Source organism: Streptomyces sp. NPDC023838 (assembly GCF_040639555.1).
Lineage (GTDB): Bacteria > Actinomycetota > Actinomycetes > Streptomycetales > Streptomycetaceae > Streptomyces.
This window is the reverse complement of the sequence record NZ_JBFAAD010000015.1, coordinates 166,866-189,173: the sequence shown is the minus strand read 5'-3', so window position 1 is coordinate 189,173 and position 22,308 is coordinate 166,866. Positions and strand designations below refer to the sequence as shown.

Below are 22,308 nucleotides of genomic sequence, written 5' to 3'. Positions count from 1 at the left end.
GACGTCGGCTTCGGTGGCATGGGGGCAGTGGTGGGGCTTGCTGGAGCGATCCCGCAGGCCCTCGAGGCCCTCGTCCTGGTACCGGCGCAGCCACTTGTAGAAGCAGGTGCGGCTGATGCCGTGGTAGCGACAGGTCAGCGCAACGTTTCCGATGACTTCCTCGGCGTGACGCAGGACCGCCAGGCGATGCTGGGCCTGACGGTCCTGTTGCTGTTGCAGCGAAGTGGGCATGGCAGATCTCCCGAGTGATCGGAGACCCGAGTGTCAACAACGTCCGGCAGTTTTATAGGCGCGCCCCGGCCAGGCCATCGCATGCGGGACGACCCGAAGGGCGCACTTCCCGCGGGCTGTCGACTCTGAGCGCTCCACTGTTCGGGTGACGTGACGTCAATATGCTTGTCAACGGTGTGGTGCGAATGGGTTACTGTACGCATCCGAACAGGTGAGCCGCCCGTCCCTCCAACGGGAGAGTGGCAGCTGACCCACCGTCGGCCCCAGGACGGCGTTCCAGGCCGGGGTTCGGCTGCCGTCCTGACCGTTTTCCTGAGTGCCCGCAGAGGCAACGGTTTCCGGCCGACGTGTTCTTCCCTCACCACTGTTTCGATCGACCTGAGCGGGAGGGCCGTCCGCGTTCTCGGCGACAGAGCGCTGGCCCCTTCCCAGGCCCATAGGCCGATGTGGCCACATCGGCTGATCGGGCTCCCGGGCGGCTGCGAGCCGCCGACTCCAGGTTCCGGCAAGAAAATCCACGGCAGCGCCCACTGATCGCTGACGAGCGTCGGTGAAGCACGGGCCGCCGAGGACAAACCGTTCCTACGCACATCCAGTCCGTCTGAGCAGGAGGTACATCATGCCTTTCATCCAGCAGAGCACATCGGGCCCAGTGGCAGGCTCCGCCGAGTACTTCGTCCCCATCACGGTCACCGGCGAGCAAACCGCCACACTGCTGCCCGGTGAAACCGCAGACGTCACCCTCACCTTCACCAACCCGAACAGCAATGTAAGGGCCCAACTGATCGCCATTGCCGCCGGCGATGTCGTTGTCGACACCGTTGCGAACGCCGACGACATGACGTACTGCCACGATCAGATCGAACTGTCCACGGCCGGCGTGGGCCCCCTGCCCACGCTTGACCTCAGCCAGGCCAACCTGCCATTCGTGCTGGCTGGCGCTGTGAAGTTGAAGGAAGACTCCGACATCCGCTGCCAAGGGATGACGTTTCATACCACGTGGACGGTCCAGGCCCAGGCCGTCCGCTGAGCGCGGTCCTCATCGCCTACGCCATCGAATGAGCCGCACGATGGACTGCGTCCCGGCGTAAACCGAAGGTCTGGCGCGCGGAGTCACTCCCAGTAACCAGCGACAGGCCTGTTGATCGTCCCTCAGGAGATACGTGCCTGAGCCCGGTTCGACCGCCGCCGAAAGGGGTGCGGGAGGCCCCCACAGACGCCACTGGCAAAGACCAGCCGTGGTCCGGTCCGCAGCGCACTGCTGGAGACCGCCGTCGCGCTGCGCGGGCGGCTGCGAACGATGCCGAGCCAGGGCGGGCGGGGCCGGTCGCTGAACCAGATCGAGGTGACGCCGTCGGCCGTCATCTTTTCGGTGCGGGCGGTGATGTCGACGCTGGTGATCGGTGCGAGCTGGGCTTCGAGGGCCGTCTTCCAGGCTCCGGCGGGGTCGGTGGCCAGGACGTCGGCCCGCCAGGCGCCGTCGGGGCCGGGGGCTTCGAGTTCGGCGTGGGCGCCGGCGTCCCGGGCCGCGTTCGCCAGTTCCAGCTTCAGCAGGTGGTGGGCGACGGACTCCAGACCGAGCGCGCAGGTGGGGGCGGCGGGGGCGTGGGCGAAGAACCGTAAGCCGCTGCGGGAGGTCTTCCGCGTACATCGGATGTCGGCACTCGTCGCAGGTCAGCGGGGCGGGTGGCCGGGTTTTCCAGACCGCTTCCCAGCTGCGTCCGCATCCGAGGTCGGACAGGTGCGCGAAGACGGTTCCCCACTCGGCGTGTACGGCCCTGAACGCCACGCTGGCCCCCCTGCTGGTCGGCGAGGAGGCCAGTGTGGCGCGGGGCACTGACAGCGCATCAGGCCGCGGCGGGCTCCGGCTCGGGGTCCGGCTCCTGGGGTACGGGGTGGGCGAGCTGGAGACGGCTGCCCATGTTCAGCCGTACCTCGCCGTAGGGCTGGATGTGCATCCAGAACAGCGGGGTCAGGGCACGTTTGTCCTCGTCGGTCAGGAGGTTCGCCCACTCCGGGTCGGTGAGCATGTCCTGGATCATCAGGGTGTTGACGAAGACGAGCGCGGTCTGGAGGAGATGGAGTGCGAGGACGGATATCTCCTCCAACTGCCACCAGGTCCGGTTGGCCTTCGGGCTGCTGGACCTCCTCGACGAGTACTGGGTCACGTGCGAGATCCGGTTCGCGAACGAGGGTGCGGAGGGTTCCCTGCCGAGCGACGTGCTGTGGGGCGGCTACCGTCAGCGGCTGGAGGCAGACAGGGAAGTCGAGGCCTTCACCTACTCGCTGTGGGTGGATTGGTTCGAGGACCAGACCACTTCCGCGATGGCCCTCGCCGAGGTCCTCCGTAACGACATCGACCGAGTGGTGGCCAAGCCATCGGAAGCCCTGCTCCGCCGAGCCCGGCTGGTTCTGGAGTGTTCGGGGCCCGGTGCGCTGGACGGTGAAGGAGTCGGCGAACCGCACCGCCGCTCGGCTTCCCGCCCTGCATTCAGCCGTCTTCCGGGGTCTTCGGGCGAGTTTCCACGACATCTACGGCGGCCTGGAACCGGCTGCCGCGCCGGCCCTCCTCGACCAGTTGGATCTTCCGGCAAACACCCAGCACCTTGCCGAACTGGTCGTCGATCCGGCCGGTCCTCGGGAAGAGAGGCAAGCTGACCGTCACCTGCGACGACGGGCCGTCATGGACTGACAGCGCGATCACACCGGGGCTGAGGGGCTTGATCTTGAACTGGTCCGTCCGTCCCGTGTTCAGCCCCGACACGAACCGATTCTCCGCCGCCCGGGGCCACCGTGCGGGCCGCTGCTACTTCCTTGCCGACTCCCAGGTTGACGAGCAGGTTGAGGAGGCCGCCGCCGCCGTAGCTGATGAGGTCGGCGACGCACGGCACGACCTTCACCCAGGGGTCGCACTTGTTCTGGACGAACTGGGTGCCGAACGGTGCGGCGATGTTGGAGAACGGAGTGATGATCGAACTGACGAGGGACATGATGTGGTTGGCGTCCCAGTGGTGGCCCTTCTCTTCCTCGACGCTGCAGGCGATGCCGACGCCCAGGGACGTGAGACCGAGGCAGACGGAGATCAGCGACAGCGCGAAGGCCGTGTCCTGCTGCTGTTGGGTGGGCCGCGTACTGGACGCCATGAACGTGTTCATCTCCTGCCATTTGGCCAGTTCCCAGAAGATCATCGTTGCGTCGGCGATGCCGGCCCCCGCAAACCAGTCGATCACCGGCCAGGTGGTGATGTCGTCCAGAGGGAAGCTCAGGCCGTACGAGATCGTGTTGGCGACCACCCCGACTCCGTAGATTCCCTTGCCCACCTGATCCCAGTACAGCTTGTCGTCGGCGTTCCCTTTCATCTCCCACGGAGACGCGGTCGCGTCCTGGGCGAAGAAGGCGAGGCCCGCGACGAATTCGCTGATCATGCCGATGGCGCAGTAGACCGCCCAGCCTGAGGGGTTGATCTCGGGGCCGGGGACACCGGGGCCGGGTCTGTCGCTGAAGTCGGGGGGCCAGGTGATGCTGGTGGCCCCGCCGTTGACGATGGTGGCGACGATGTTGGCGGGGACGGCCGCCAGCAGGGTGAGAGCCGTTTCGAGGCTGACGGGACTGTCGTCGCCGGTGCCGGCGATCAGGTTGAACAGGTCCCAGACCAGTTGGATCGGGACGGCCAGCAACCCGCCCATGTCCTGCTGCAGTACGTCCAGGAGCGTGCCCAGGGCGTCCTGGATCACCTCGAGGAAGGCGATGACGATCGCGTCGAGCAGCGCGAGCAGGGAGTCGAGGCCGTCCTCGACGATCTTCAGCAGCAGTGCCTGGATGTTGATGTCCGACCAGGAGGCCGGCGCGGAGGGGTCGATCTCGCCGAGGATCCATTCGGCGAGCTTGTCCAGGTCGTTGCCGAAGGCGAGCACGTACGTCGAGATGGGCGGCTGGGCCAGCGAGCGGCAGAAGTCCCACAAGGGGTCGTCATCGTCGTCTGCGGCGGCGGGCTCCGATCCGACCCGTCGGACGAAGTCCTCGATGAGGGCGCTGAACATGCCGCCCGCGCCGGGCGTGGCTGCCGTCGCCTCCGGAGGCCTCGGCGCGGTCCGGGTGCCGGAATTGCTGCTCGTAGGTGGCGGGGTGGCGGCGGCGAAGGTCTGGGAGGTGAGGTAGTGGACGTGGGGGCTGCTGGTCAGGTCGGCGGTGGAGACGGGCGAGCCACCGGAGTCGGTCTGCTGGATGGGGCTGGTGTGCTGGGCCTGGGTGCCGGGGTTCTGCCAGTTCGGTGTACTGGCGGCGCTCGCGTTCGGGCCGATCGCGTGGGCGGCGGAGGTGATCCGGCTGTTGAGGTCGTCGATCAGGTCGTGGAACAGCTTCGAGTTCGGGCCGATCTGGGTGATGGCGTTACTGACGGCCTGCTGGCCCGCCTGGATGGTCTTCTCCAGGCCGTCGGCGAGTGCCTTCTGGGTGGCGAGAATGTTGGTGGCGTCGAAGCAGGCCTTGAGGAAGTCGACGACGTCCTTGATGAAGGCCTCGATGGCGGAGAAGACGGCCATGACGGCGTTGCAGGCGTCTTCGATGCCTTCGATGATGTAGTCGCCGAGCTGGATGAACTTGTCCTTGATGAGGATGCCGAAGGAGACGATGCCCGCTTCGAGGTCGGCGACGAAGTGGTCGACCTTGGCGACGCCCTTCTTGATGGCCTCCCAGACGTCGGTGAAGAAGTCCTTGATGTCGCTGATGAAGCCGCCCGGGAGGTACTGGCGGTGGTGGGCGAGCTCGGCATGGAGTTCTTCGCGGGTGGCGAACTCCTGGTAGGAGGGGCGGCCGGGGACGCGGCCGTTGCAGTTGATGATGAAGCCGGCGCAGGAGCGGGGGCCGGGGGTACCGCCGGCCTTCTCGACGCCCACGGCCATGGTGTTGTTGACGGCGGTGACGGCGTCCTGGGGGCTCATGGTGGGGGTGGAGCCGGAGCAGCCGGGGAACAGGTCGGCCTGGCCGGTGACGTTGGTGTTGAAGGTCCCGTACTGCGGGCTGAGGTAGTTGAGGGTGCCATTGGCGTTGACGCCGGCGTTCTGCATGCCGGTCGGGCCGCCGGCGAGGTAGGCCTGAACGGGTCCGCCGGGGTTGATCTCAAGCTCGCCCTGCAGGCCGGAGGGCGGAACGGTGACGGCGGCCGGGTCGGTGAGGACCACGGTGGGCGGGGAGAAGTCGGAGGCCGCGATGATCAGGGTGACAGTGCCACCGGCGTCGGTGGTGACGGTGGCGTCCTGGCCGGCCTGCGGACCGACGATCTGGAGGGTGCCGTCGGCCAGGACGACGCCGGTGGGCAAGGGCGCGGTCAGCTTCAACGGGTAGTACGCGACGGGCACGTTCTGGGAGTCGATGAACGTGACCTGGGTGCGGTAGTTGGTGGTCTCGTAGGAGAGCTTCTGGTTCAGGGCGGGGGTGTGGCAGAGCCAGCCGGAGCTGCCGGTGGTGGAGTTGGTGTTGAGCTGGTGCAGCCGGAGTTCGCCGATGGCGTTGGCGGTGAACAGGGTGGGCGGGTCCAGGGGGTAGTAGGACGGGTAGAGCGCGGACACACCCTCGCTCTGGGTCTCGCTGTCGCCGGTGGCGATCGGGATGCTGGCTGCCCACTGGGCGGTGCAGGCGTTCGGGTTGGCGCTGTTCCGGTAGAAGCCGGTCTGGTTGAGGACGGACAGGTTCTCGTCCTCGTCGGCGAAGTACACCGTCGTCAGGGGCTGCCCGCTGGTGGTGCTGGTGACAGCCTGCGCCAGCTCGATGTCGCCGGGCGCGTTCACGGGCAGGATCACGCTCCCGTACACCTGGTCGTACAGGAACGGGATGCCTTTCGTGTCGAGGTAGACGGGCCGGAAGCCGTAGTCGGAGCCTGTCCACACCATCCCGCAGGCATACGACGGTTCGGTGATCGGGGGGAGGGTCTCGGAGGGGCGATAGAAGTCCTCCGCCTGGAGCGGATCCCCGACAACTGACCAGTACGACTGGAACGCCCCGCCCTGAGTGGCGACGAGCGCGAAATTGGCGTGGCCGAACGGAAGCAGGACGGCTCCCGGGCCCACCGTGTCACCGGTGGGCAGCAGCGTCGTGTTCGACTGCCAGTCGCTGCCGTCCCAGTTCATGGTGCACACGGCCTGAAGGTCGCCGAAGCTGCAGACCATGGACACCGTCGCAGCCGGGTCGGGGCCGCTGACCTGGAACTCGGGCAGGTAGTAGCACACGCTCAGGCCGGCGTAGTTCCATGCCTGGTCGACCCCATTGGCCATCCAGGTCGTGAAGGTGCCGTCGAAGGTGAGGTCGCTGTTCTGCCAGCCGTGCCACCAGTGGTAATAGCCGTTGTCGTCCAGAACACAGACGAAGTGCGGGGTCTCGCCCTGCATGAACGCGACCACCGCGAAGGGGGTGCCCGTGGCATCGGCGGGAGGGGTGAGCGGGGTGAGGGTCCAGCCCTTCACGGAGGTGGGGTCCTGCGCCAGGTACTGCAGTTGGACGGTGCCGTCGGACCTGCCGTCGGACCTGCCGTCGGACTTGCCGTCGGACTTGCCGTCGGACTTGCCGTCGGCGGTCGTGTCGGTGATGACGAAGGCCTCGGCGGCCCCCGCGAAGAAGCGGTTGTTGGGGTTGCAGAACGCCGCAGCCTGCGGTTGCGACATGGTCTGCTGAGGGTTGTTCGCCGGCAGGCTGACGATGATGTTGTCGGTGTTGACCCAGTCCTGGCACAGGACGCTGTGGGCGGTGGCGGTGAACGCACCGGTCGGCTGGTAGGCGGCAGTGCTCATGTCCGGTCTCTCATTTCCCTTGGCTCGCATGCCCGTTCAGGTACTGACGAGGGGTGGTGGTGCCACCCGGGCAACCGGAGCGCGGGACGCTCCGGGAGGGCTTCGCAGGACGCGGTGGTAGCCCGGGCCGGGGCTCAGGAGTGCGACCAGATCGGTGTGCCACTGCGGCCGATGATGGACACGGCGCCGTCAGTGAGGTTGAGAATGGCTGCTGAGGCAGAGGTTTGCGAAGTCCAGAAGACCGTGCCGTTCGCGCTGTAGACCACGAGGTTGCCGTCGCTCTGGAACACGCCGAAGGCGGGTCCCTCGGGTGCGGAGGGGGAAGACCAGCCCGGCCCCTCCCAGCTCCAGAGCTGGAAGCCGTTCTCCTCGAAGGTGAATCGCCGGCCCTGCTGCTCGGTGACCATCTTCGATCCGTTCGAGAAGTACGTGCCGCCCGGAACGGTCGAGGGCATCGGGGCGCTGGTCCACAGCTGGTTGGCGACGGCGTCGGCGATCACGGCGGCGCCGCCTGCGAGGGCCAGGGTGGCTCCGCAGGCGTTGACGGAGTTGCCGTTGGTGCCGGTGACCCAGAGCTGGGCGCCGTTCGCGTCCAGGAGGGTCAGGTTGCCGGTCGAGTCGAAGCAGACGCTGCTGACCTGGGCGAGCTGTCCGACGCCGGTGGACCACAGCGCGGCGCCGCCGGCGCGGCTGAGGTACAGGTCCCCCGTGTCGAAGGCGAGGGTGTACCCGCCGAGGGACATGACCGCCCCCACGGGCAGGGCGGTGCCGGCCGGGCAGGGGCTGGGAACGGCCTGGAAGATCACGGCGCTGTGGGCATCGAGGATCTGCACACCGGTGGCGGCGAGCTGCAACTGGGCGCCCGGGGTGCCCCCTTGGTCGGCGGTCCAGTCGGTGGAGGACCAGACGGTGTTGCTGGCGCTGTCGTAGACCTCGAGGAATCCCTTGGCGGTGAATGCGGCGTCGACTCCCTTGCCGGTGGTGCCGGAGTCCCACAGCACCCTGCCGCCCAGCCCCTGGGTGAGGGTGAGGTTCCCGGCCTCGGCTCCGGTGGTCTGCAGGGCCAGCGCGTACCCGCCTACGGACAGGACCGTGCCCGCGGACAGGACGGTCCCGGCCGGACACGTGCCGGGGAGGGACTGGAAGACCACGGCATCGTTGTCGTCGAGGATCTGCAGGCCGTCGGCGGCGAGTTGCATACGGGTGCCAGGGCGGCCCCAGGTGGTGGAGGCCCAGATGGCGGTGCCCGCGCTGTTGTACAGCTCCAGGGCGCCGTCGCCGGTGAACGCACCGCTCACGGCGGCGTTCGTGATGCCCGTCTCCCACCCGACGGGCCCGCCGTAGCCGGTGGTGAGGGCGAGGTTCCCGTCGTCCCCGAAGGCGAGGACGTTCCCGTCGCCGAACATGACGGTGCCGGGGCTGAAGGCGGTGCCGGCCGGGCAGGGGCTGGGGACGGACTGGAAGACCACAGCGCCGTAGGCGTCCAGGATCTGCAGGCCGTTGGAGGTGAGTTCCAACCAGGCGCCCGCGCTGCCCCCGTAGTCGGCGGATGACCAGATCACGGTGCTGGAGGTGTCGTAGACCTCGAGGTTGCCCTCGGCCGAGAACGCGGCACTCGCGCCGGTACCCGCGGTGTCGGTGCTCCAGACCGCAGTGCCGTCCGGGAGGAACAGGGTGAGGTCGCCGCCGGCCTGGAAAGCCAGGGCGAATCCGCCCGCGGACATGACCGTACCGACCGGCAAGGGAGTACCGGCGGGGGAGGGGCTGGACAGGGACTGGAAGACCACGGTGTCACCGGCGTCGAGGATCTGCAGTCCTGTCGGGGCGAGCTGGATCCGGGTGCCCGCGGTGCCACCGAAACGGTGGGAGGACCAGATCGTGGATCCATTGGACCCGTAGATCTCGAGACTGCCGCCCTCGGTACCGCTGCTCTGGGTGAACATGGCGTCCTTCCCGGCCCCCACGGTGCCGCTATCCCATACTTGGTCACCGTCGTACGTGCACAGGGTGAGGTTGCCGTCCTCCTGCAGGGCCAGCACGAACCCGTTGCAGGACATGACGGAGACGTACGAGCTCTCGGCTCCCACCAGCTCGGTGGGCGCAGGGTTGGGGCTGGGGACGGCCTGGTAGACGGGGTGCTTGCCCTGGAAGTTCAGCAGTTGCAGCCAGTTGTCGCCGTCGTCAAAGGCCATCGTGTCGCCCGCGGGCTTGCCGTAGGTGTCGGAGGTCCAGACGGGGAGGCCGGCACCGTCGTACACCTCCAGGTGGCCGTCGGAGGTGAATGCGGCGTCGACCCCGTTGCCGGTGGTACCGGTCTCCCACACCACTGCGGAGTCCGGGCCGTCGCTGACCGTGAGATTGCCGCTGGTCTGCATGAGCAGGTACCAGCCCGCCGACGACTGGAGGCCGGTACCTGACGGGATCGCCGTGCCGGTCGACAGCGCCCCCGTCACCGTCCCGGTCTGGATCTGCGTCGCACCCCACTGCCCTGTCCAGGCGGACAACGTGGTGTCGAACGAGCCTTTCTGACCGTTGGGCTCGTACAGCCACAGAGTGCTGTCGGTGCCGACCGCGAAGACGCACGGGGCGTCGAACATGACCCTGTCCGGGGCGAGCGTGAGCAGGTCGGTGCCCGAGCCCGCGGCGTGGAGCTGGGAGGGCAGGCCGAACATCGGCACCTGGCCGTCGAAGCACTGCCCCACCTGGGGCAGCGCATAGGCATTCTGGTCACCGGTGACCAGGTACAGCGAGGTGAAGGCTGCCGACACGACGCTGCCCACTGCCACCGACTGGCAGTCGAGATCCGGCACCGGCACCGCATACGCGGGGATGTTCTCAATGGCCAGCCAGCTCATCAGGTTGCCCGTGCTGTCCACGTACATGCAGCTGATCTTGACGCTCAGGGTCTGGTCCATGACGGAAACCCCGGCGATGATCCCGGTGCCCTGCCGCATGGCGCCCGAAGGCGGGTCGATCTCGTTCATCATCTGCACAGTGGGGCCAGGGTCGGGGCCCGACACCCCGTAGAACATCCCGAGCATGGAGTTGTCCCTCTGAAAGCTGAGGTTGCAGAACAGGAACCAGCTGATGTTCTCGGAATCGTCCGGGTTGAACGGCACCATCGTGAAACCGTTGTTGGTCAGTTGGGACCCGAACGGGACGGGCTCCTCGTAACCCTCGTCGATCCCCGTGTAGGTGTTGACGGTCCACTGCTCGGTGTTCCAGAACATGACGACCAGCTCGTCGCTGCCGTCGGTGACATGGGTGCCGTAGACCACCGCAGTCCCGCCGACAGTGGTCAGGGACTCCTGCCCGGGGCCACCGGTGGCCGTGACCTGTGTGTAGGCGACCTGCAGGTTGCCGGTGATCGGCGCGCTCGGGTTGCCGTTCTGGCCATTGAAGAGCACCGGCGTGTCCAGCTGCCCGCTCTCGTCCAGCCGGCACGACGCCAGGAAACCGGACGGATCGGTCCAGAACAGATAGATACCACCGGGCCGTTCCCACAGGTTCAGCACCGCGACGATGCCCCCCGAGTCACCACCCCCCAGCTGCCACCCCTCCGACGGCGCACCGGGTGGATCCTCCACCGACCAGTACCGGCCCGCGTGGGAGCTCAGGTACTTCACCACCCCCGTCGCGTCCACGAAGAACGCCTCACAGAACCCGGTGCCCACCGGCGCGTTCCCGTCGTACGGGAAGGGGTTGCGGAACGGCGCGACCGGGGAGGCGGCGCTGCCCACCTGAACGGGTGCAATCATGCTGAAGCTCCTGCCGAAAGGCCCAGCTCACGACCCTGCGGCATGCCTCTCTTCGCAGGGCGAGCGGGAGCGGCTGTCGGGTCTGTCGCTGTCCAGGATTGCTTCAGATGTTCTCCCGGAACAGTCGGGTGTGGGCTGGGTGGCCCAGCCGATGCCCCAAGATGGGCATACCTCCGATCCGCTCTCTCCAGGGACCCGACGACAACGAGCCGGCCCCCTCCGGTGCGGACCGCCGGTCTGGGGAAGGTGTGGTGCGCCGTCTTTGTGGTGAGGACGGCGAGCGGCGCAGGTCCCGTCGCCTGCAGGACGGGGGGAAAACCTGCGGCAGTGGCCGTCCGCGCTCAGGTGGAGCTTGCTGGTGAACCCGCCGCGCGAGCGGCCCAGGCCCTCACCTCCAGCACCACCTCCACCAGGCGGGCGACCAGGCTCTGCCACGGTGTTTCGCCCTAGGAGTTGTCTTCAAATGTCACGCCCGCATCAGGAGTGAAGCGAGGGTGACGGCTGCTTGGTACGGCCGGGGCGGCCCCGGTGACCGCGGTACAGCGGCTGGGACTTGAGGCCGGGGCAAGCTGACTTGTACTCATGTCTGTCTGATAGTGCGGGAGTTGGGGAGGTCGGAGCGGACATGATGGCGATGGTTCGCCACCGGCCGGACGGAAGGCCTGTGGGTCGGCTGCCCCTGGAGCGGTTCACGGTGACCGTGAGATGTGCCGGCTGCCAGCATCGTGTGTGAGTGAGGGGGGGACGCCTCGCGAGTGCACACCGAGCTCGTCAAACGAGCCCGGTCGAACCCCACGCGAAAGCCGGTACCACCGCTGCCGACACTACGCCGCGCGCCTCCGCCACGACCTCAGCCCGGATCTCAGTGCGGGCGAACGCGCGGGCCCGAAGTAGGTACTCCCTTGTCGCTGCCCCGTGAAGAACCCGCAGCGCCTATCGCCGGGGTCAGGCTCAGAAGGCGTCGGTGACGGTGATCTGTGGGTCGGCGTGGCGGCAGGTGAAGGTGAAGATGAGCCAGCCGCGGCCACCGGCGAGGTCGGCGATGTGCGGGCCGCCCGGGCTGGTCGACGCCAGCGGTCGGACGGTAATCCGATGCGGCAGGCCGAGGTCGGCGTCGATGCCCCGGTAATAGGGGTCCGCGGCGGTGATCAGCTCCGCGCGGGCCGACAGGACCAGCTGCTTGCCGTCCTCGGGCATGCCCTCGAACTCCTGAAGGGCCTCTGCCGTCCAGTCCATCTGCCACGGCGGGCCGGGGAGCTCATCGGTCACCGGCCGGGCTCCACGGCACCCGCCTGGCGGCGCAGGCCGCTGTACTCGGCCAGCAGACGGGTCGACTCGGCAGGATCCTTCGACGTCGCCGCGCGGGCCTCGAGGTCACGCAGATGGGCTTCCAGGCCGGGGTCGCGGGCGATGGCGTATTGGGTCCACCACAGGCGCATGAACGCCGGGACCGGCGTGAGGTTGAAGGCGTCACCGATTGCGCGGCGCCAGTGGGCCTCGAAGTCCGGCAGCAGGTGGGGAGCATGCTCCTGGATGGCCAGGCGCAGCGCCTGGGGGGTGCGTTCCGGCATCGGTGGCACATGGCGGGGCCTGTCACCGCCGGGGCCGTCGAATTGCACGGGCTGGGCAGTCATGACGCGGGCTTCCTGTTCGCGTGGCCGGGCGGTCAGCGTGGCCGGGCGGTCAGGCCGCGTCCTGGCCGGAGGCGCGGGCCGACGGGTTCTGGGCAGTCGTGTACTGCTCGAACCACTCAGCTGGCACGAGGTAGGCGAGAGTCTTGCCCTTGCGAGTGATCGCCGCGGGCTCGCCCGCAATCCGGGTGCGATCGAGGATCTCGCCCATCTGCTTGCGCAGGTCGATCGTCGTGTACGTCCTCGTCTCCATGAACCCGACCCTTCCTCCAACTATCATAGTTGCGATAGTTCCGCCGGTACGGGAGCCGACCGCCCGGCCACGGCAGGCCCCAGACGGGAAGACGCGCACGGCACCGTCGCTCACCCAGATCACCCCGAGGCTCTCCATCGCCATGGCTGTCCCCGGTGAGCGCGTCACAGCCGCGTGCACGGCGGCTGCCGCCGTGATTGCGATCGCAGTTCCTCACCGAGGGCATCACCACGCACCCGGCCGACACCCCGTGGCGAGTCACCAAGTGCGCGTGCACCTGGGATACTTGGGGTGATGGTGAAGCGTGTAGCAGTCCTCTCCGACATCCATGGCGTGCTGCCGGCCGTGGAGGCGGTCCTTGCGGAACCCGATGTCGCCAAGGCGGACCTGATCGTCCTCACGGGTGACATCGCCTGCGGACCGCAACCCAGCGCGGTTCTGGACCTGCTGACCGGCCTCGGTGACCGGCCCGTCGCCTCCATCTGGGCTCGCGTCACCAGAGGCCGGCCACTACCCCCGGGTAAGGACGCGAGAGGCGGGTGGGCGAGCCGTGGCATGGCGAGGCCTCGCGCTGTGTACGGCGGCGGCTGCATGCCCGGACATCGCCCAGTAGGGAACACGCAGTCAGTTCTGCCGATACCAGATCTGGTCGGGATTGTTGTTGCAGGGCCACTGAATCATGTAGGCACCGCGGCCACCGCCGTTGAGGGAGCCAAGACACATGCCGGAACCCCTGTTGCGAAGGTGGTCCATCAGGTTGCCGCTGCTGTCACGGTAGTTGCGGTCGATGTACCAGTGCTGGTCGTCGTTGCCGTTGCAGTCCCACAGGATCGCCCCTGTACCTGCGGATCTGGAGCCGTTCAGAATGCCGAGGCAGCGACCTGAGTCGTTGGTCATGTTGTAGTACGTGCCCGAAGAATCGGAGCCGACTCGGGAGTAGACCCAGTGCTGATCAGGGTTGTTGTTGCAAGTCCAGAGCATCGGACTCCCGCCGTTACCGTCGTATCCCCCGTCGACACCCAGACACCAACCGCTCTGGTTCATGAGCATGTTGTCGACCGCGGAGGCAGTGGGCGAGAGCGTGAACATCATGGTCAACGCTGCGAATAGTGCGCCTGCGGCAACGGAAACGCGCTTGAAGTTCCTCACGGAATACGAACCTTCCCCATTTTTTTCTGTCATCTTCGGCGAGATGAGCTTGAAGACCATAAGGACAGCTGAGCTGCCTGAGTACAGGGGCAGGTGTGCACCACTGGCGCCCCGACAGCGAAACCTGGAAAGCGGCTCTTGCCCTGGTGGGCGGGGGCCGGAGTCGCGACAGATGCAGCGGTTACGGGCGGTTGGTGACATTGCCGGCCTGCGTGGTGCTGTGGCCGCTGTCCTGGAGGGCGATGGCACCCGCGGTGAGGCTGAGGGCGGCGATGGCCGTGGCGAGGATGGCGGCGGCTCGCTTGGTGACGCTCATGGTTTCTCCTTTGGCTGGGTGCCGGTGTTTCTGCCGACACGGTGGGGATCGTGGCAGGCTGGCTTAACGATCCACTAACGCACCCATCAGACCGTCCTGGCTGGTGGGCGAAGCGGCCTCCGTCGCTGGTCGCTCGAACCCTGTGGGCGGCGCGCCATGCCGGCGACCCGAGCCGGGGCATCGTTGCCCGCTCCGGCCCCGCGGTGCTGCGAGTGGTTCAGATACTCGCGAGGAACTCTCGGACCGCGGTGGCGAAGCCCTCCGGGTCGGCCTGCTGGACGAAGTGGTCGGTGTCCAGGGAGCGGTAGGTCGTCTCGGGGCGTCTGGAGCACATGGCCTGCGCCTGTTCGGTGGGCAGGACCTGGCTGCGCAGCCCGTGGATCAGGAGCGCCGGGCAGTCGGTAGCGAGCCACTGCTTCCAGTGGTCGCCGTGGACGAGGTTCTCGGAGTCGACGGTGTCCTGCGGGTGGAAGGGCAGTCGCCAGCCGGAGCCGTCGGGCAGTGGGCGCAGCAGGGGGCCGAGGGCGGCGGCCAGGGGTCCGCAGGAGGCGGCGAGTTCCTCGCGGGTGGCTGCGGTGTAGGGGAAGTCGAGGACGAAGGCGAGGGGGCTGGTGCCGTGGTCGGGGAGGTCGACGGCGGTGTCGACGATGATCAGGGCCTCGACCAGTTCTGGGCGTTCGCCGGCCAGGTGGAAGGCGTTGAACGCGCCGAGGGAGTGGCCCAGGAAGACCGCACGGTCGATGCCGAGGTGGTCGAGGAGGGTGAGGAGGTCGGCGACGTAGCCGGCGCGGGTGTATTCGGGGGCGCGATCTGAGTCGCCGTGACCGCGCTGGTCGGGTGCGATCACCCGCCACTGGGGCCCGAGGGCGGCAGCGAGGGCGGTGAAAGATGCTCCCTCGGAGAGGTGGCCGTGCAGAGTCACCAGGGGGCGGCCGGTTCCGCCGAAGTCGAGGTATGACAGGGCGCGGCCGTCGATGGTGAGCGCGGCACGGGTGGGCTGGACCGTCATGGCGTAAAGCTCCGTTGGTTCGGGGTGTCTGGGTGGCGGTCCTTCTGCGAACACCGTCCAGTTGAGTGCCTCGGTGGCGAGGTGGGGCGGACGGAAGCTCACGCACTGCGCGGGTCGTGGGCTCGACCGTCAGGAGTCAGGCGCGGCCGGAGGCGAAGGCGCGCAGGTCGTCGTTGAGGCGGTCCGCGTGGGTGGCGAACAGTCCGTGACCCGCGTACTCGTACACGTGCAGCTCCGCCCCCGGGACAAGGTCCGCCGTGCGGCGGCCGGTGAGGGCCAGGGGTGCGGAGGCGTCGTCCGATCCATGGATGACGAGGACCGGGCAGTCGACCTTCACCAGCTCCGGGACGAGGTTCAGGGAGGGCAGGATGTCCCCCAGGGCGCATGCGGCGTGCGCCGTTGCCCCGTGGCAGCGGTCCACCATGTACGCCACGTACGCGTCCGACACCTGCGGGCCGGGCAGATGGCGGGCGAAGAACGCGTTGGCGCCGTCGGCGAAGAACTTGGCCCGGTCCTGCCGGAAGGTCTTGTTGAATCCGCGGATCAGCTCCGGGTCCAGTCCCTGCGGGTGGTCCGCGGAGCGGGCCGGGCCCGGGGCGATTCCGCCGATCAGGGCCACACGCGCCACCCGGTCGGTACCGCGCAGGGTCAGGTACCGGACCACCTCGGCCGTGCCGATCGAATGCGCCGCCAAGGTGACGTCGCGCAGGTCCAGGTGATCGAGCAGCGAGCCCAGGTCCCGGGCGAGGGTGTCGAGGTCGAAGCCGTCCCAGACGTCCTCGGACCTGCCGTGTCCCCTTCGGTCGAAGCCCACGCAGCGGAACCCTTCGGCCACCAGCGGCACCATCTGGTACTCCCACATCTCCGTACCGAAGTAGGCGCCGTTGACGAAGACGATGACGGGGCCGTCCGAGGGACCGTAGTCGACGAAATGGAGGCGGGCGCGGTCCGTGGCGGACTCGAAGTACGGCATGGCGGGGGTTCCTTCAGGAAGTGGCTGTCACGGGCTGTCCGGTACGAGAGTCCTCAGGGATGCAGTTCCAGGGTGATGTGCGGGGACAGTGCGCGCAGGAAGTCGGGGGCGTCGAACATCTGGCCCGCGGAGGCGACGCCGACCGCGTGGGTGCGACCGCCGAGGACGCGGTCGAGGGCTTCCACGACGAGGGGCGCGGTGACGGCGTAGATGTCCTGCCCGCGTGCGACGGCGCGTCGTTCCGTGTCGCCCGACCGTATGACGGCGTCGATGAGGAAGGTCTGGTCGGACCGGCCGCTCTCGTCGGCCGCAGCCGGCGCGGGCGTGTCGGGCGAGACGACGTCGCGGGCTGCCTCGGCCGTCATGTACGTGGTCACGTCCGGGATGGCCAGATGGCTGGGGATGGTCACCACGTCGGCCATGGTGAACTCCCCGATCACCTGACGTGATCCCATCGGCTCGGGGAAGGACCATTGCAGGGCGGGCGGGGCATCGGTGCGGTGCTCCCACTGCCCGCCGGTGTAGCGCAGGCGGTAGTCGCCGCGCCGCTCCCGGGAGACCGCGCCGGACAGGCGGGTGCCGGCGGTGGGGTGCCAGTGGCTCAGTCCGTAGGCGACGTGCGCCGAGTCGGCCTGGGTCCAGTCGCCCATCGCCGCGGTGGCCAGCAGGTCGCCCAGACCGCCGAAGAAGGCCATCGCCGGGACGATGAGCGCTCCTGCTTGGCGTGCCCGGTCGGCGAAGTGGGCAAAGGTGTCGAGGTTGGCCTCGATCTCGGCCGCGACGTCCAGATACGCAATCCCGGCCCGCAGGGCGGCCTCGATGACGGGGGCCGTCGTGGACGCGAACGGCCCGGCACAGTTGATCACGGCAGACGTACCGGCCAGGGCCCGGTCGAGTGAGGCCGCGTCGCCGGCCGACGCCACCCGCGCCTCCAGGCCCGCCTCGTGCGCCAGTGCCTTCAGCTTGTCGGCGTCACGGCCGCTCAGCACAGGGACGTACCCGCGCTTGAGGAGCTCCGCCACGACGAACCGTCCGGTGTGCCCGTACGCGCCGAAAACCGCCACCTGCTGGCCCGTGCCCATGAGTTGCTCCCTGCATCCGGCTGCTCCGCGGCTGCTCCGCTGTGATCCGTTGTGTACATCCTGACGAGAAACGGGACCCCCCACGAGCGTCTGGAACGACATGCGTCATACACTTTCGGACATGCATACCGTCGCGCTGGCCGTCACCGACGGCATGCTGCATTTCGAGCTGTCCATGGCGATCGAGGTGTTCGGCTCGGATCTGACCCACATCGTGGACCCCTGGTACGACTTCTCCCTCTGCGGACCGGGCGCCGTGCGGATCGACCGCTTCCGCCTGGAGATGGACCACGGACTCGACCACCTTCCGCACGCCGACACGGTGATCGTTCCCGGCTGGGCCGACACGGATGTGGACCCGCCCGTGGAGCTCATCGACGCCGTGCGCGCGGCCCACGCGGCGGGCGCACGCGTGGTCTCCCTGTGCACAGGGGCATTCGTCCTGGCCGCCGCCGGCCTGCTGAACGGCAAACGCGCCACCACGCACTGGGCGCACACCGGGGAACTCGCCCGCCGCCATCCCGGCGTCACGGTGGACCCGGACGTCCTCTACGTCGACAACGGCGACGTGCTCACCTCGGCCGGCAAGGCCGCCGCCATGGACCTGTGCCTGCACCTCGTCCGCCTCGACCACGGCTCGGCGAACGCCAACAAGATCGCCCGTCGGCTGGTCGTTCCCCCACACCGCGACGGCGGGCAGGCCCAGTTCATCTCCACCCCGGTTCCCGACCCCGGCAACCACCCCCTCGCCGAGCTCTTCCCCTGGGTCCTGCAACGCCTGGACGAGCCGCTCACCGTGGAGGACCTGGCCCGACAGGCACGCATGAGCTCGCGCCACCTGGGCCGCCACTTCAAATCACTCACCGGCACCACACCGCTGCAGTGGCTTCACACCCAACGCATCCGCCACGCCCAGGAACTCCTGGAAACCACCGACGACACCATCGACACCATCGCCACCACCACCGGCATGGGCACCTCCACCACCCTGCGCCGGCACTTCCACCGAACCGTCGGCGTCCCCCCGGACACCTACCGCCGCACCTTCCGCACCCACACCGACCCCGGACCCGAACGCGACAGCAACAGGTGACACCACCCCGTCCCCGCACAATCCCATACGAGTTCTCAAAGACCCCAGGGAATCTCACACACCCAAAGGGACAGCAGGTCCGCCCCACCAAGACTCATGCCCAAGGGCATCCGTCAGGTCAGACAGACAGGTCAGTGAGCTGACACCACATCTGATCGTCGGCTGTGTCGGCAAGCCGCCGCGCGCGTCGGCCCGGTGCGGGCGGACGCGCAGCCGCAGTCCCTCATTCGGGCGATGTGGTCCGTGCCTTCTGGGCCGGGACGCCGGCGTGGGTTGGCCGCTCCTGTACGTCTTGGCGGCATCTGCGGCGGGGCCGTGTGCTGTCCCTGATGTGGTCGAGCTCGGCGAGCAGAGTGGTGAGGGGTTCGCCGGCGTATTCCAGTTTGACGACCTTCCCGGAGTTTTCGAGGTACACGGGTGGCGGGAGGACGTCGTTGCCCTCGTGGCCGGCGGAGTACATCATCCAGGCTCCCAGGCGTCGCAACAGTTGCGCTTTAATTTGAGGCACTTCAGTTCAACGATGTTCCGCTGCGGAGGGATTGGGCCATTCGGGGGCCGGCGCGGAATGTGGGACAAGCTTCACGGACGGTTGGGGACGGCCAATCGAGTGGCGATGAAATCGGAGCGGAGCCGAACATGGCATCACGCGTTAAGTGCAGTATGGAACCGAGGCAACTGTGGGAACGGCATGCGGTGCTTGCGAGGGCATTTTGTATGAGCGACGACCATGTGCGGGAGACACAGGTGTCGCTGGATGAGGCGCAGGCCAACCGGAGCCAGACGCTGGCCGCGTTCGCCGTGACTGTGGGCAGTGACGGGGTGGTGGCGGGGCTGCTGGGCCTGCAGGAAAGGGAGGTGCGGCAGGCCCGGCGCTCGGTGGGCAAGGAGAACGCGCGGAGTGTCGCCAATTCGCTTCTCGTCCCCCCGCCGCGTCCGCAGGACGACACTGTCCCGGAGACCTATGACACGTTCGAACCGCCGGTCGCAGGACAGGCCTACGCCCCGCCGCCGGCGGCGTCGGCCGGGCCGGGCCCGCAGGGGTCGGCCTATTGGCGGGCTCAGGCCACTCAGAGCCAGGCCGCTCAGGCTCCGCCTCCACAGGCGCAGCCGCCCCAGAACCAGCATCAGCCTCCTGTTGTGCAGGAGTCGTACGACCACACGGCGCCGCCTGTCAGGCCGCCCGCACAGGGCCAGCCCACGCCAGGTGGGCAACCGTGGACGGCCGCGCTGGACGCGCTGCTGGTCAGCAGCTGGCAGCAGGGCCTCGACCTGACCGTTCTGGCCAGTCAGTTCGGGCTGGAGCTGGTGCAGTTGGTGACCCGTGTGCAGCAGTTGTCCGCCGAGGGGCGGCTGAGCGAGCAGCACGCCCGGGAGCCGGGCCGCCACCGGCGCTCTCGTGGCCAGGCGGCAGTCGAGGACGATCCCGGGTATGACGAGGCGCCTTCCGAGCACCACCGGTATGTGCTTTCCGGCGTCGGCGCCGTACCGACGCAGCCGATGGCGGGTCATCCCGGCGCCTGGACTCAGGACTACTACGAGCCGTATGTTCCAGCCGACTCGCAGACCGTCGCGTACAACTGGGACGGGATTCTCAACCACTGGCAGACGGCCTCCCACGGTTCGCAGTAGGCCCTCGCGCGAGGCGGCCGGCCGGAGGTGCGGTGCGCGCGCTCCGCACCTGGCCGGCCACCGCACTCGGCTGTTCGGCGGCCCCGTCCGCCGTGGGTGCGGCGGCTCGCCGTCGGCAGGGAATTCCCTCCTATGACCTCGAAGACGTGCATCTGCGGGTAGGACGTCCATTCGGTACGGACCGTACAGATGGGCGATCCAAAGAAACGTTATTTCACGGCGCAGCCGCCGGGGATATTTACCGACCTGCTCTTCATAAAGCTGAACGCGCCGCCTTTATGCGCCTTTATTGCGCCCCGCCGTTCGGTGTAACATCCGGTTCACAGGAACGTTATTTCTAGTTCTCGGCAGGGCCTCACGCGCACTCCACTCGTTCCCTCAAATGTCCAATATGTGCACCCTCAGGACTCGTGGAGTGAAATTGCTATGGCTGTAAGCTGGGCGAGACGTATCGCCATCATCGAGCCCGCCCCCAGAACTGTGCGGTACGCCCGCTATCTCGCCCCCCACTGGAAAGGTCTGACGCGCCTGGAGAGCGATAATTGTATTGGTCTCTTTCCCGCAGTGCTGCTCTTCACCCTGGTCGCTCTTGCTGTTTTCGGTGCGGGCGGCGCCGGACTCGCATGGCTGGTCGACGAACTGACCGGGCACCGCCGGCTCGCCTACCCGTGGCTGGCGTTCGACGCCGTCACCGGTGCGTCGGTGGCTTTGTCGTACTGGCTGATCAGCCGCCACGCCCTGCGCTTCTACGAGGCGGAGCCCGCCTCCTCCCCCACCTGGCGGCTCGTCACGGTCGCCAACACCGCCTGGCGGTGCCTCCCCGCATGCCAGCGGGATGCCCAGAAGCCGCGGCTGCGTGCCGTCAACACCGCGGCCCGTCTGCTGCTCACCGACCCGGACGACTCCCACACGCACCGGGTTCTCACCGAACACGCCGATGTCCTGCGCCGTCTTGCCACCACCGTGCTCCACGAGACGCAACAGGAGCAGCAGGAGCAGTCGGAGCAGTCGGAGCAGTCGGAGCAGTCTGAGCAGCAGGACATGGCCGGCCCCGCCCTTCCCTTCGCACGGTCGGAACGACTGAAGGCAGGCCAGAGCGCGCGTGCGCAGTAGCGCCATCCGCCACGACCACCCGGGCTGACGTCGGGGCCCGGATGCCCGGCGCAGGTGCTGCCGGCCCTTCTGCGACGCCGCGCCCCCACGGATCGGCGCGTCGCCGCACAGCCGTGCAAGACGCACGTCCGGCGCCCGGGTCTCAGGGCCCGGGCCGCGCCGGGGTGCTCCCGGGGCGTGGGGTCCAGAGCGCCGGGGGGCCGGCTTTCCTGGACAGAGCCAGGAGGGGGAGGACAGGGAGGCATCCGATGAAGGCTCAGATACGCGGGAGCCGGCAGCCGCGGTCACGGTGGTGCGGGCGGCTGCGACCCAGCGACAGCTCGGACTCGAGACCCGGGATGAGCTGACCTCCACTCATCTCCGGCTGATGGCAGGAGCATGGGGGAAGTACGGCTCACCACCGGCGGACGGAAGGCCGTGTGGGTCGGCTGCCCCTGGAGCGGTTCACCATGGACGGCGAAGCCGACTCCGTCGGCCTCGGTCGGCGCGGCACGCGTCGACCAGATCGGTCCGCCGTGGGTTGTTCACGGGTTTGGTCGGATGCTCAGGTGCGTGAAAGCGGTGGTGTGCCGGATGCCGTCGGTGAGCACACAGTCGGTCGGAAGGTTTGCGGGCACCGTCTGGATGATTTTCTCGGCAGTGGATCCCTTGCCGCGTCCGCTGATGACTACACCGTGGAGTCTGGCGGTGTTGAGACCCAAAATCCGCAAAGAGGTACCGGAGTCGTAGGCGATGACTGCTGTGCTGCCGTCCGCGTAATGCAGGGTTTCCCTGGCTTTGTTCGACGCGAGGAGCAGGCATGTGGCCGGGGTGGTGCCCTCGGTGTGGTACTCGGCCGTGGTGCTGCGGCCTGAAGCATCCGTGCAGTGGTAGCCGCCGTCGACGGTGATGGTCGTGGTCCTGGAGGAGAGACCGAGCCCTGATCCGTAGGTGATGTTCTCCTGCCCGGTGCAGTTCTGAGCGGTGTGGGCCTGCGCTGTGGGCGCCCATCCGACACTCGCCGCCATCAGGGCGAGGGAGGACAGAGCGATCCCGATGCCATGCTTACCGGTCATGGTTCTCCTTGGCTGCCCGTGCGTGCGTCCGCCATCGGCGCGGATACCGGGCACCTTGGCTACCCCTGGCCTCCGCGGTTCTACCTTCTTCCCCGGGCGGACCGAAGCACCGCCGCGCCTTCGCGCCGCACCGTGCGCCCATTTACGCCCGGCTGCACGCCCTGCCGGACCGCGACGTGCCCGTCATCGCCGCGGAGGTGCGCCCGGACCCTCCAGCGCAGCCGCTGCCGGTCC

Annotated in this window: 19 protein-coding genes and 1 pseudogene; 5 read left to right on the top strand and 15 right to left on the bottom strand. The window is 68.2% G+C overall.

Features of this window, described 5'->3' with window-relative positions; all coding sequences use genetic code 11:
- Positions 1 to 231, bottom strand: a 231-nt coding sequence (locus AB0G17_RS20260) for a leucine zipper domain-containing protein (protein ID WP_361384241.1), incomplete at its 3' end; no start/stop codon positions are given.
- Between the two features lie 619 nt (positions 232 to 850).
- On the opposite strand from AB0G17_RS20260, the gene AB0G17_RS20255 reads away from it, so the two are divergent.
- Positions 851 to 1,261, top strand: a complete 411-nt coding sequence (locus AB0G17_RS20255; RefSeq protein WP_361384239.1) for a hypothetical protein — start codon at positions 851 to 853, stop codon at positions 1,259 to 1,261.
- An 817-nt stretch (positions 1,262 to 2,078) separates the two neighbouring features.
- Here AB0G17_RS20255 and AB0G17_RS20250 read toward each other — a convergent pair.
- The 7 genes from AB0G17_RS20250 to AB0G17_RS20220 all read right to left on the bottom strand — a co-directional run bounded on the left by AB0G17_RS20250 (position 2,079) and on the right by AB0G17_RS20220 (position 12,655).
- The gene (locus AB0G17_RS20250; RefSeq protein WP_361384236.1) at positions 2,079 to 2,399 is read right to left on the bottom strand and encodes a Tn3 family transposase; all 321 of its coding nucleotides are present in this window, start codon (positions 2,397 to 2,399) and stop codon (positions 2,079 to 2,081) included.
- A gap of 323 nt (positions 2,400 to 2,722) precedes the next feature.
- The gene (locus AB0G17_RS20245) at positions 2,723 to 2,935 is read right to left on the bottom strand and encodes a hypothetical protein (RefSeq protein WP_361384233.1); all 213 of its coding nucleotides are present in this window, start codon (positions 2,933 to 2,935) and stop codon (positions 2,723 to 2,725) included.
- Positions 2,913 to 7,013, bottom strand: coding sequence for a hypothetical protein (locus AB0G17_RS20240; protein WP_361384230.1), 4,101 nt, complete (start codon positions 7,011 to 7,013; stop codon positions 2,913 to 2,915). The genes AB0G17_RS20245 and AB0G17_RS20240 overlap by 23 nt, the downstream gene beginning before the upstream one ends.
- Positions 7,014 to 7,147: 134 nt before the next feature.
- Entirely contained in the window at positions 7,148 to 10,771 is a 3,624-nt protein-coding gene (locus AB0G17_RS20235; protein WP_361384227.1) for a hypothetical protein, read from the bottom strand.
- A 951-nt stretch (positions 10,772 to 11,722) separates the two neighbouring features.
- The gene (locus AB0G17_RS20230) at positions 11,723 to 12,040 is read right to left on the bottom strand and encodes a hypothetical protein (RefSeq protein WP_361384224.1); all 318 of its coding nucleotides are present in this window, start codon (positions 12,038 to 12,040) and stop codon (positions 11,723 to 11,725) included.
- On the bottom strand, positions 12,037 to 12,405 hold the full coding sequence (locus tag AB0G17_RS20225; protein ID WP_361384221.1) for a DUF6247 family protein: 369 nt from the start codon (positions 12,403 to 12,405) through the stop codon (positions 12,037 to 12,039). Before AB0G17_RS20225 ends, AB0G17_RS20230 begins: the two co-directional genes overlap by 4 nt.
- 49 nt (positions 12,406 to 12,454) lie before the next feature.
- Positions 12,455 to 12,655: a type II toxin-antitoxin system Phd/YefM family antitoxin gene (locus AB0G17_RS20220; protein WP_361384218.1), complete on the bottom strand. Its 201-nt coding sequence runs from the start codon at positions 12,653 to 12,655 to the stop codon at positions 12,455 to 12,457.
- 294 nt (positions 12,656 to 12,949) lie between these two features.
- Between AB0G17_RS20220 and AB0G17_RS20215 the strand changes: the two are divergent.
- A pseudogene (locus AB0G17_RS20215) lies at positions 12,950 to 13,123 on the top strand (metallophosphoesterase); the annotation flags it as partial.
- A 156-nt stretch (positions 13,124 to 13,279) separates the two neighbouring features.
- Here the strand turns inward: AB0G17_RS20215 and AB0G17_RS20210 are convergent.
- The 5 genes from AB0G17_RS20210 to AB0G17_RS20190 form a co-directional block, all read right to left on the bottom strand.
- On the bottom strand, positions 13,280 to 13,864 hold the full coding sequence (locus tag AB0G17_RS20210) for an RICIN domain-containing protein (protein WP_361384215.1): 585 nt from the start codon (positions 13,862 to 13,864) through the stop codon (positions 13,280 to 13,282).
- 121 nt (positions 13,865 to 13,985) lie between these two features.
- The gene (locus AB0G17_RS20205) at positions 13,986 to 14,120 is read right to left on the bottom strand and encodes a hypothetical protein (protein ID WP_361384212.1); all 135 of its coding nucleotides are present in this window, start codon (positions 14,118 to 14,120) and stop codon (positions 13,986 to 13,988) included.
- Between the two features lie 217 nt (positions 14,121 to 14,337).
- Positions 14,338 to 15,129, bottom strand: coding sequence for an alpha/beta hydrolase (locus AB0G17_RS20200; RefSeq protein ID WP_361384209.1), 792 nt, complete (start codon positions 15,127 to 15,129; stop codon positions 14,338 to 14,340).
- Positions 15,130 to 15,265: 136 nt separating this feature from the next.
- On the bottom strand, positions 15,266 to 16,102 hold the full coding sequence (locus AB0G17_RS20195) for an alpha/beta hydrolase (RefSeq protein ID WP_361384206.1): 837 nt from the start codon (positions 16,100 to 16,102) through the stop codon (positions 15,266 to 15,268).
- A gap of 53 nt (positions 16,103 to 16,155) precedes the next feature.
- A complete protein-coding gene (locus tag AB0G17_RS20190; RefSeq protein WP_361384203.1) occupies positions 16,156 to 17,184 on the bottom strand; it encodes a saccharopine dehydrogenase NADP-binding domain-containing protein in 1,029 nt (342 codons plus the stop codon).
- Between the two features lie 121 nt (positions 17,185 to 17,305).
- Here AB0G17_RS20190 and AB0G17_RS20185 point away from each other — a divergent pair, with 121 nt between their 5' ends.
- Entirely contained in the window at positions 17,306 to 18,277 is a 972-nt protein-coding gene (locus AB0G17_RS20185) for a helix-turn-helix domain-containing protein (protein ID WP_361384200.1), read from the top strand.
- Between the two features lie 223 nt (positions 18,278 to 18,500).
- On the opposite strand, the gene AB0G17_RS20180 is transcribed toward AB0G17_RS20185, so the two are convergent.
- Entirely contained in the window at positions 18,501 to 18,740 is a 240-nt protein-coding gene (locus AB0G17_RS20180; RefSeq protein WP_361384197.1) for a hypothetical protein, read from the bottom strand.
- Between the two features lie 251 nt (positions 18,741 to 18,991).
- Here AB0G17_RS20180 and AB0G17_RS20175 point away from each other — a divergent pair, with 251 nt between their 5' ends.
- Complete coding sequence (locus tag AB0G17_RS20175) at positions 18,992 to 19,906, top strand: hypothetical protein (protein WP_361384194.1); 915 nt, start codon at positions 18,992 to 18,994, stop codon at positions 19,904 to 19,906.
- A gap of 426 nt (positions 19,907 to 20,332) precedes the next feature.
- Complete coding sequence (locus tag AB0G17_RS20170) at positions 20,333 to 21,019, top strand: hypothetical protein (protein ID WP_361384191.1); 687 nt, start codon at positions 20,333 to 20,335, stop codon at positions 21,017 to 21,019.
- A 524-nt stretch (positions 21,020 to 21,543) separates the two neighbouring features.
- Here AB0G17_RS20170 and AB0G17_RS20165 read toward each other — a convergent pair.
- Positions 21,544 to 22,074 carry a hypothetical protein gene (locus tag AB0G17_RS20165; RefSeq protein WP_361384188.1) on the bottom strand — a complete coding sequence of 177 codons (531 nt, stop codon included), beginning with the start codon at positions 22,072 to 22,074 and terminating at the stop codon, positions 21,544 to 21,546.
- Positions 22,075 to 22,308: the final 234 nt, after the last annotated feature.

Coding starts and splice junctions, on each gene's coding strand:
- AB0G17_RS20195 (WP_361384206.1), bottom strand. CDS start 16,102: ATGCCGTACTTCGAGTCCGCCACGGACCGCGCCCGCCTCCATTTCGTC.
- AB0G17_RS20165 (WP_361384188.1), bottom strand. CDS start 22,074: ATGACCGGTAAGCATGGCATCGGGATCGCTCTGTCCTCCCTCGCCCTG.
- AB0G17_RS20235 (WP_361384227.1), bottom strand. CDS start 10,771: ATGATTGCACCCGTTCAGGTGGGCAGCGCCGCCTCCCCGGTCGCGCCG.
- AB0G17_RS20170 (WP_361384191.1), top strand. CDS start 20,333: ATGGCTGTAAGCTGGGCGAGACGTATCGCCATCATCGAGCCCGCCCCC.
- AB0G17_RS20185 (WP_361384200.1), top strand. CDS start 17,306: ATGCATACCGTCGCGCTGGCCGTCACCGACGGCATGCTGCATTTCGAG.
- AB0G17_RS20190 (WP_361384203.1), bottom strand. CDS start 17,184: ATGGGCACGGGCCAGCAGGTGGCGGTTTTCGGCGCGTACGGGCACACC.
- AB0G17_RS20225 (WP_361384221.1), bottom strand. CDS start 12,405: ATGACTGCCCAGCCCGTGCAATTCGACGGCCCCGGCGGTGACAGGCCC.
- AB0G17_RS20220 (WP_361384218.1), bottom strand. CDS start 12,655: ATGGAGACGAGGACGTACACGACGATCGACCTGCGCAAGCAGATGGGC.
- AB0G17_RS20200 (WP_361384209.1), bottom strand. CDS start 15,129: ATGACGGTCCAGCCCACCCGTGCCGCGCTCACCATCGACGGCCGCGCC.
- AB0G17_RS20205 (WP_361384212.1), bottom strand. CDS start 14,120: ATGAGCGTCACCAAGCGAGCCGCCGCCATCCTCGCCACGGCCATCGCC.
- AB0G17_RS20210 (WP_361384215.1), bottom strand. CDS start 13,864: ATGGTCTTCAAGCTCATCTCGCCGAAGATGACAGAAAAAAATGGGGAA.
- AB0G17_RS20240 (WP_361384230.1), bottom strand. CDS start 7,013: ATGAGCACTGCCGCCTACCAGCCGACCGGTGCGTTCACCGCCACCGCC.
- AB0G17_RS20255 (WP_361384239.1), top strand. CDS start 851: ATGCCTTTCATCCAGCAGAGCACATCGGGCCCAGTGGCAGGCTCCGCC.
- AB0G17_RS20175 (WP_361384194.1), top strand. CDS start 18,992: ATGAGCGACGACCATGTGCGGGAGACACAGGTGTCGCTGGATGAGGCG.
- AB0G17_RS20180 (WP_361384197.1), bottom strand. CDS start 18,740: ATGATGTACTCCGCCGGCCACGAGGGCAACGACGTCCTCCCGCCACCC.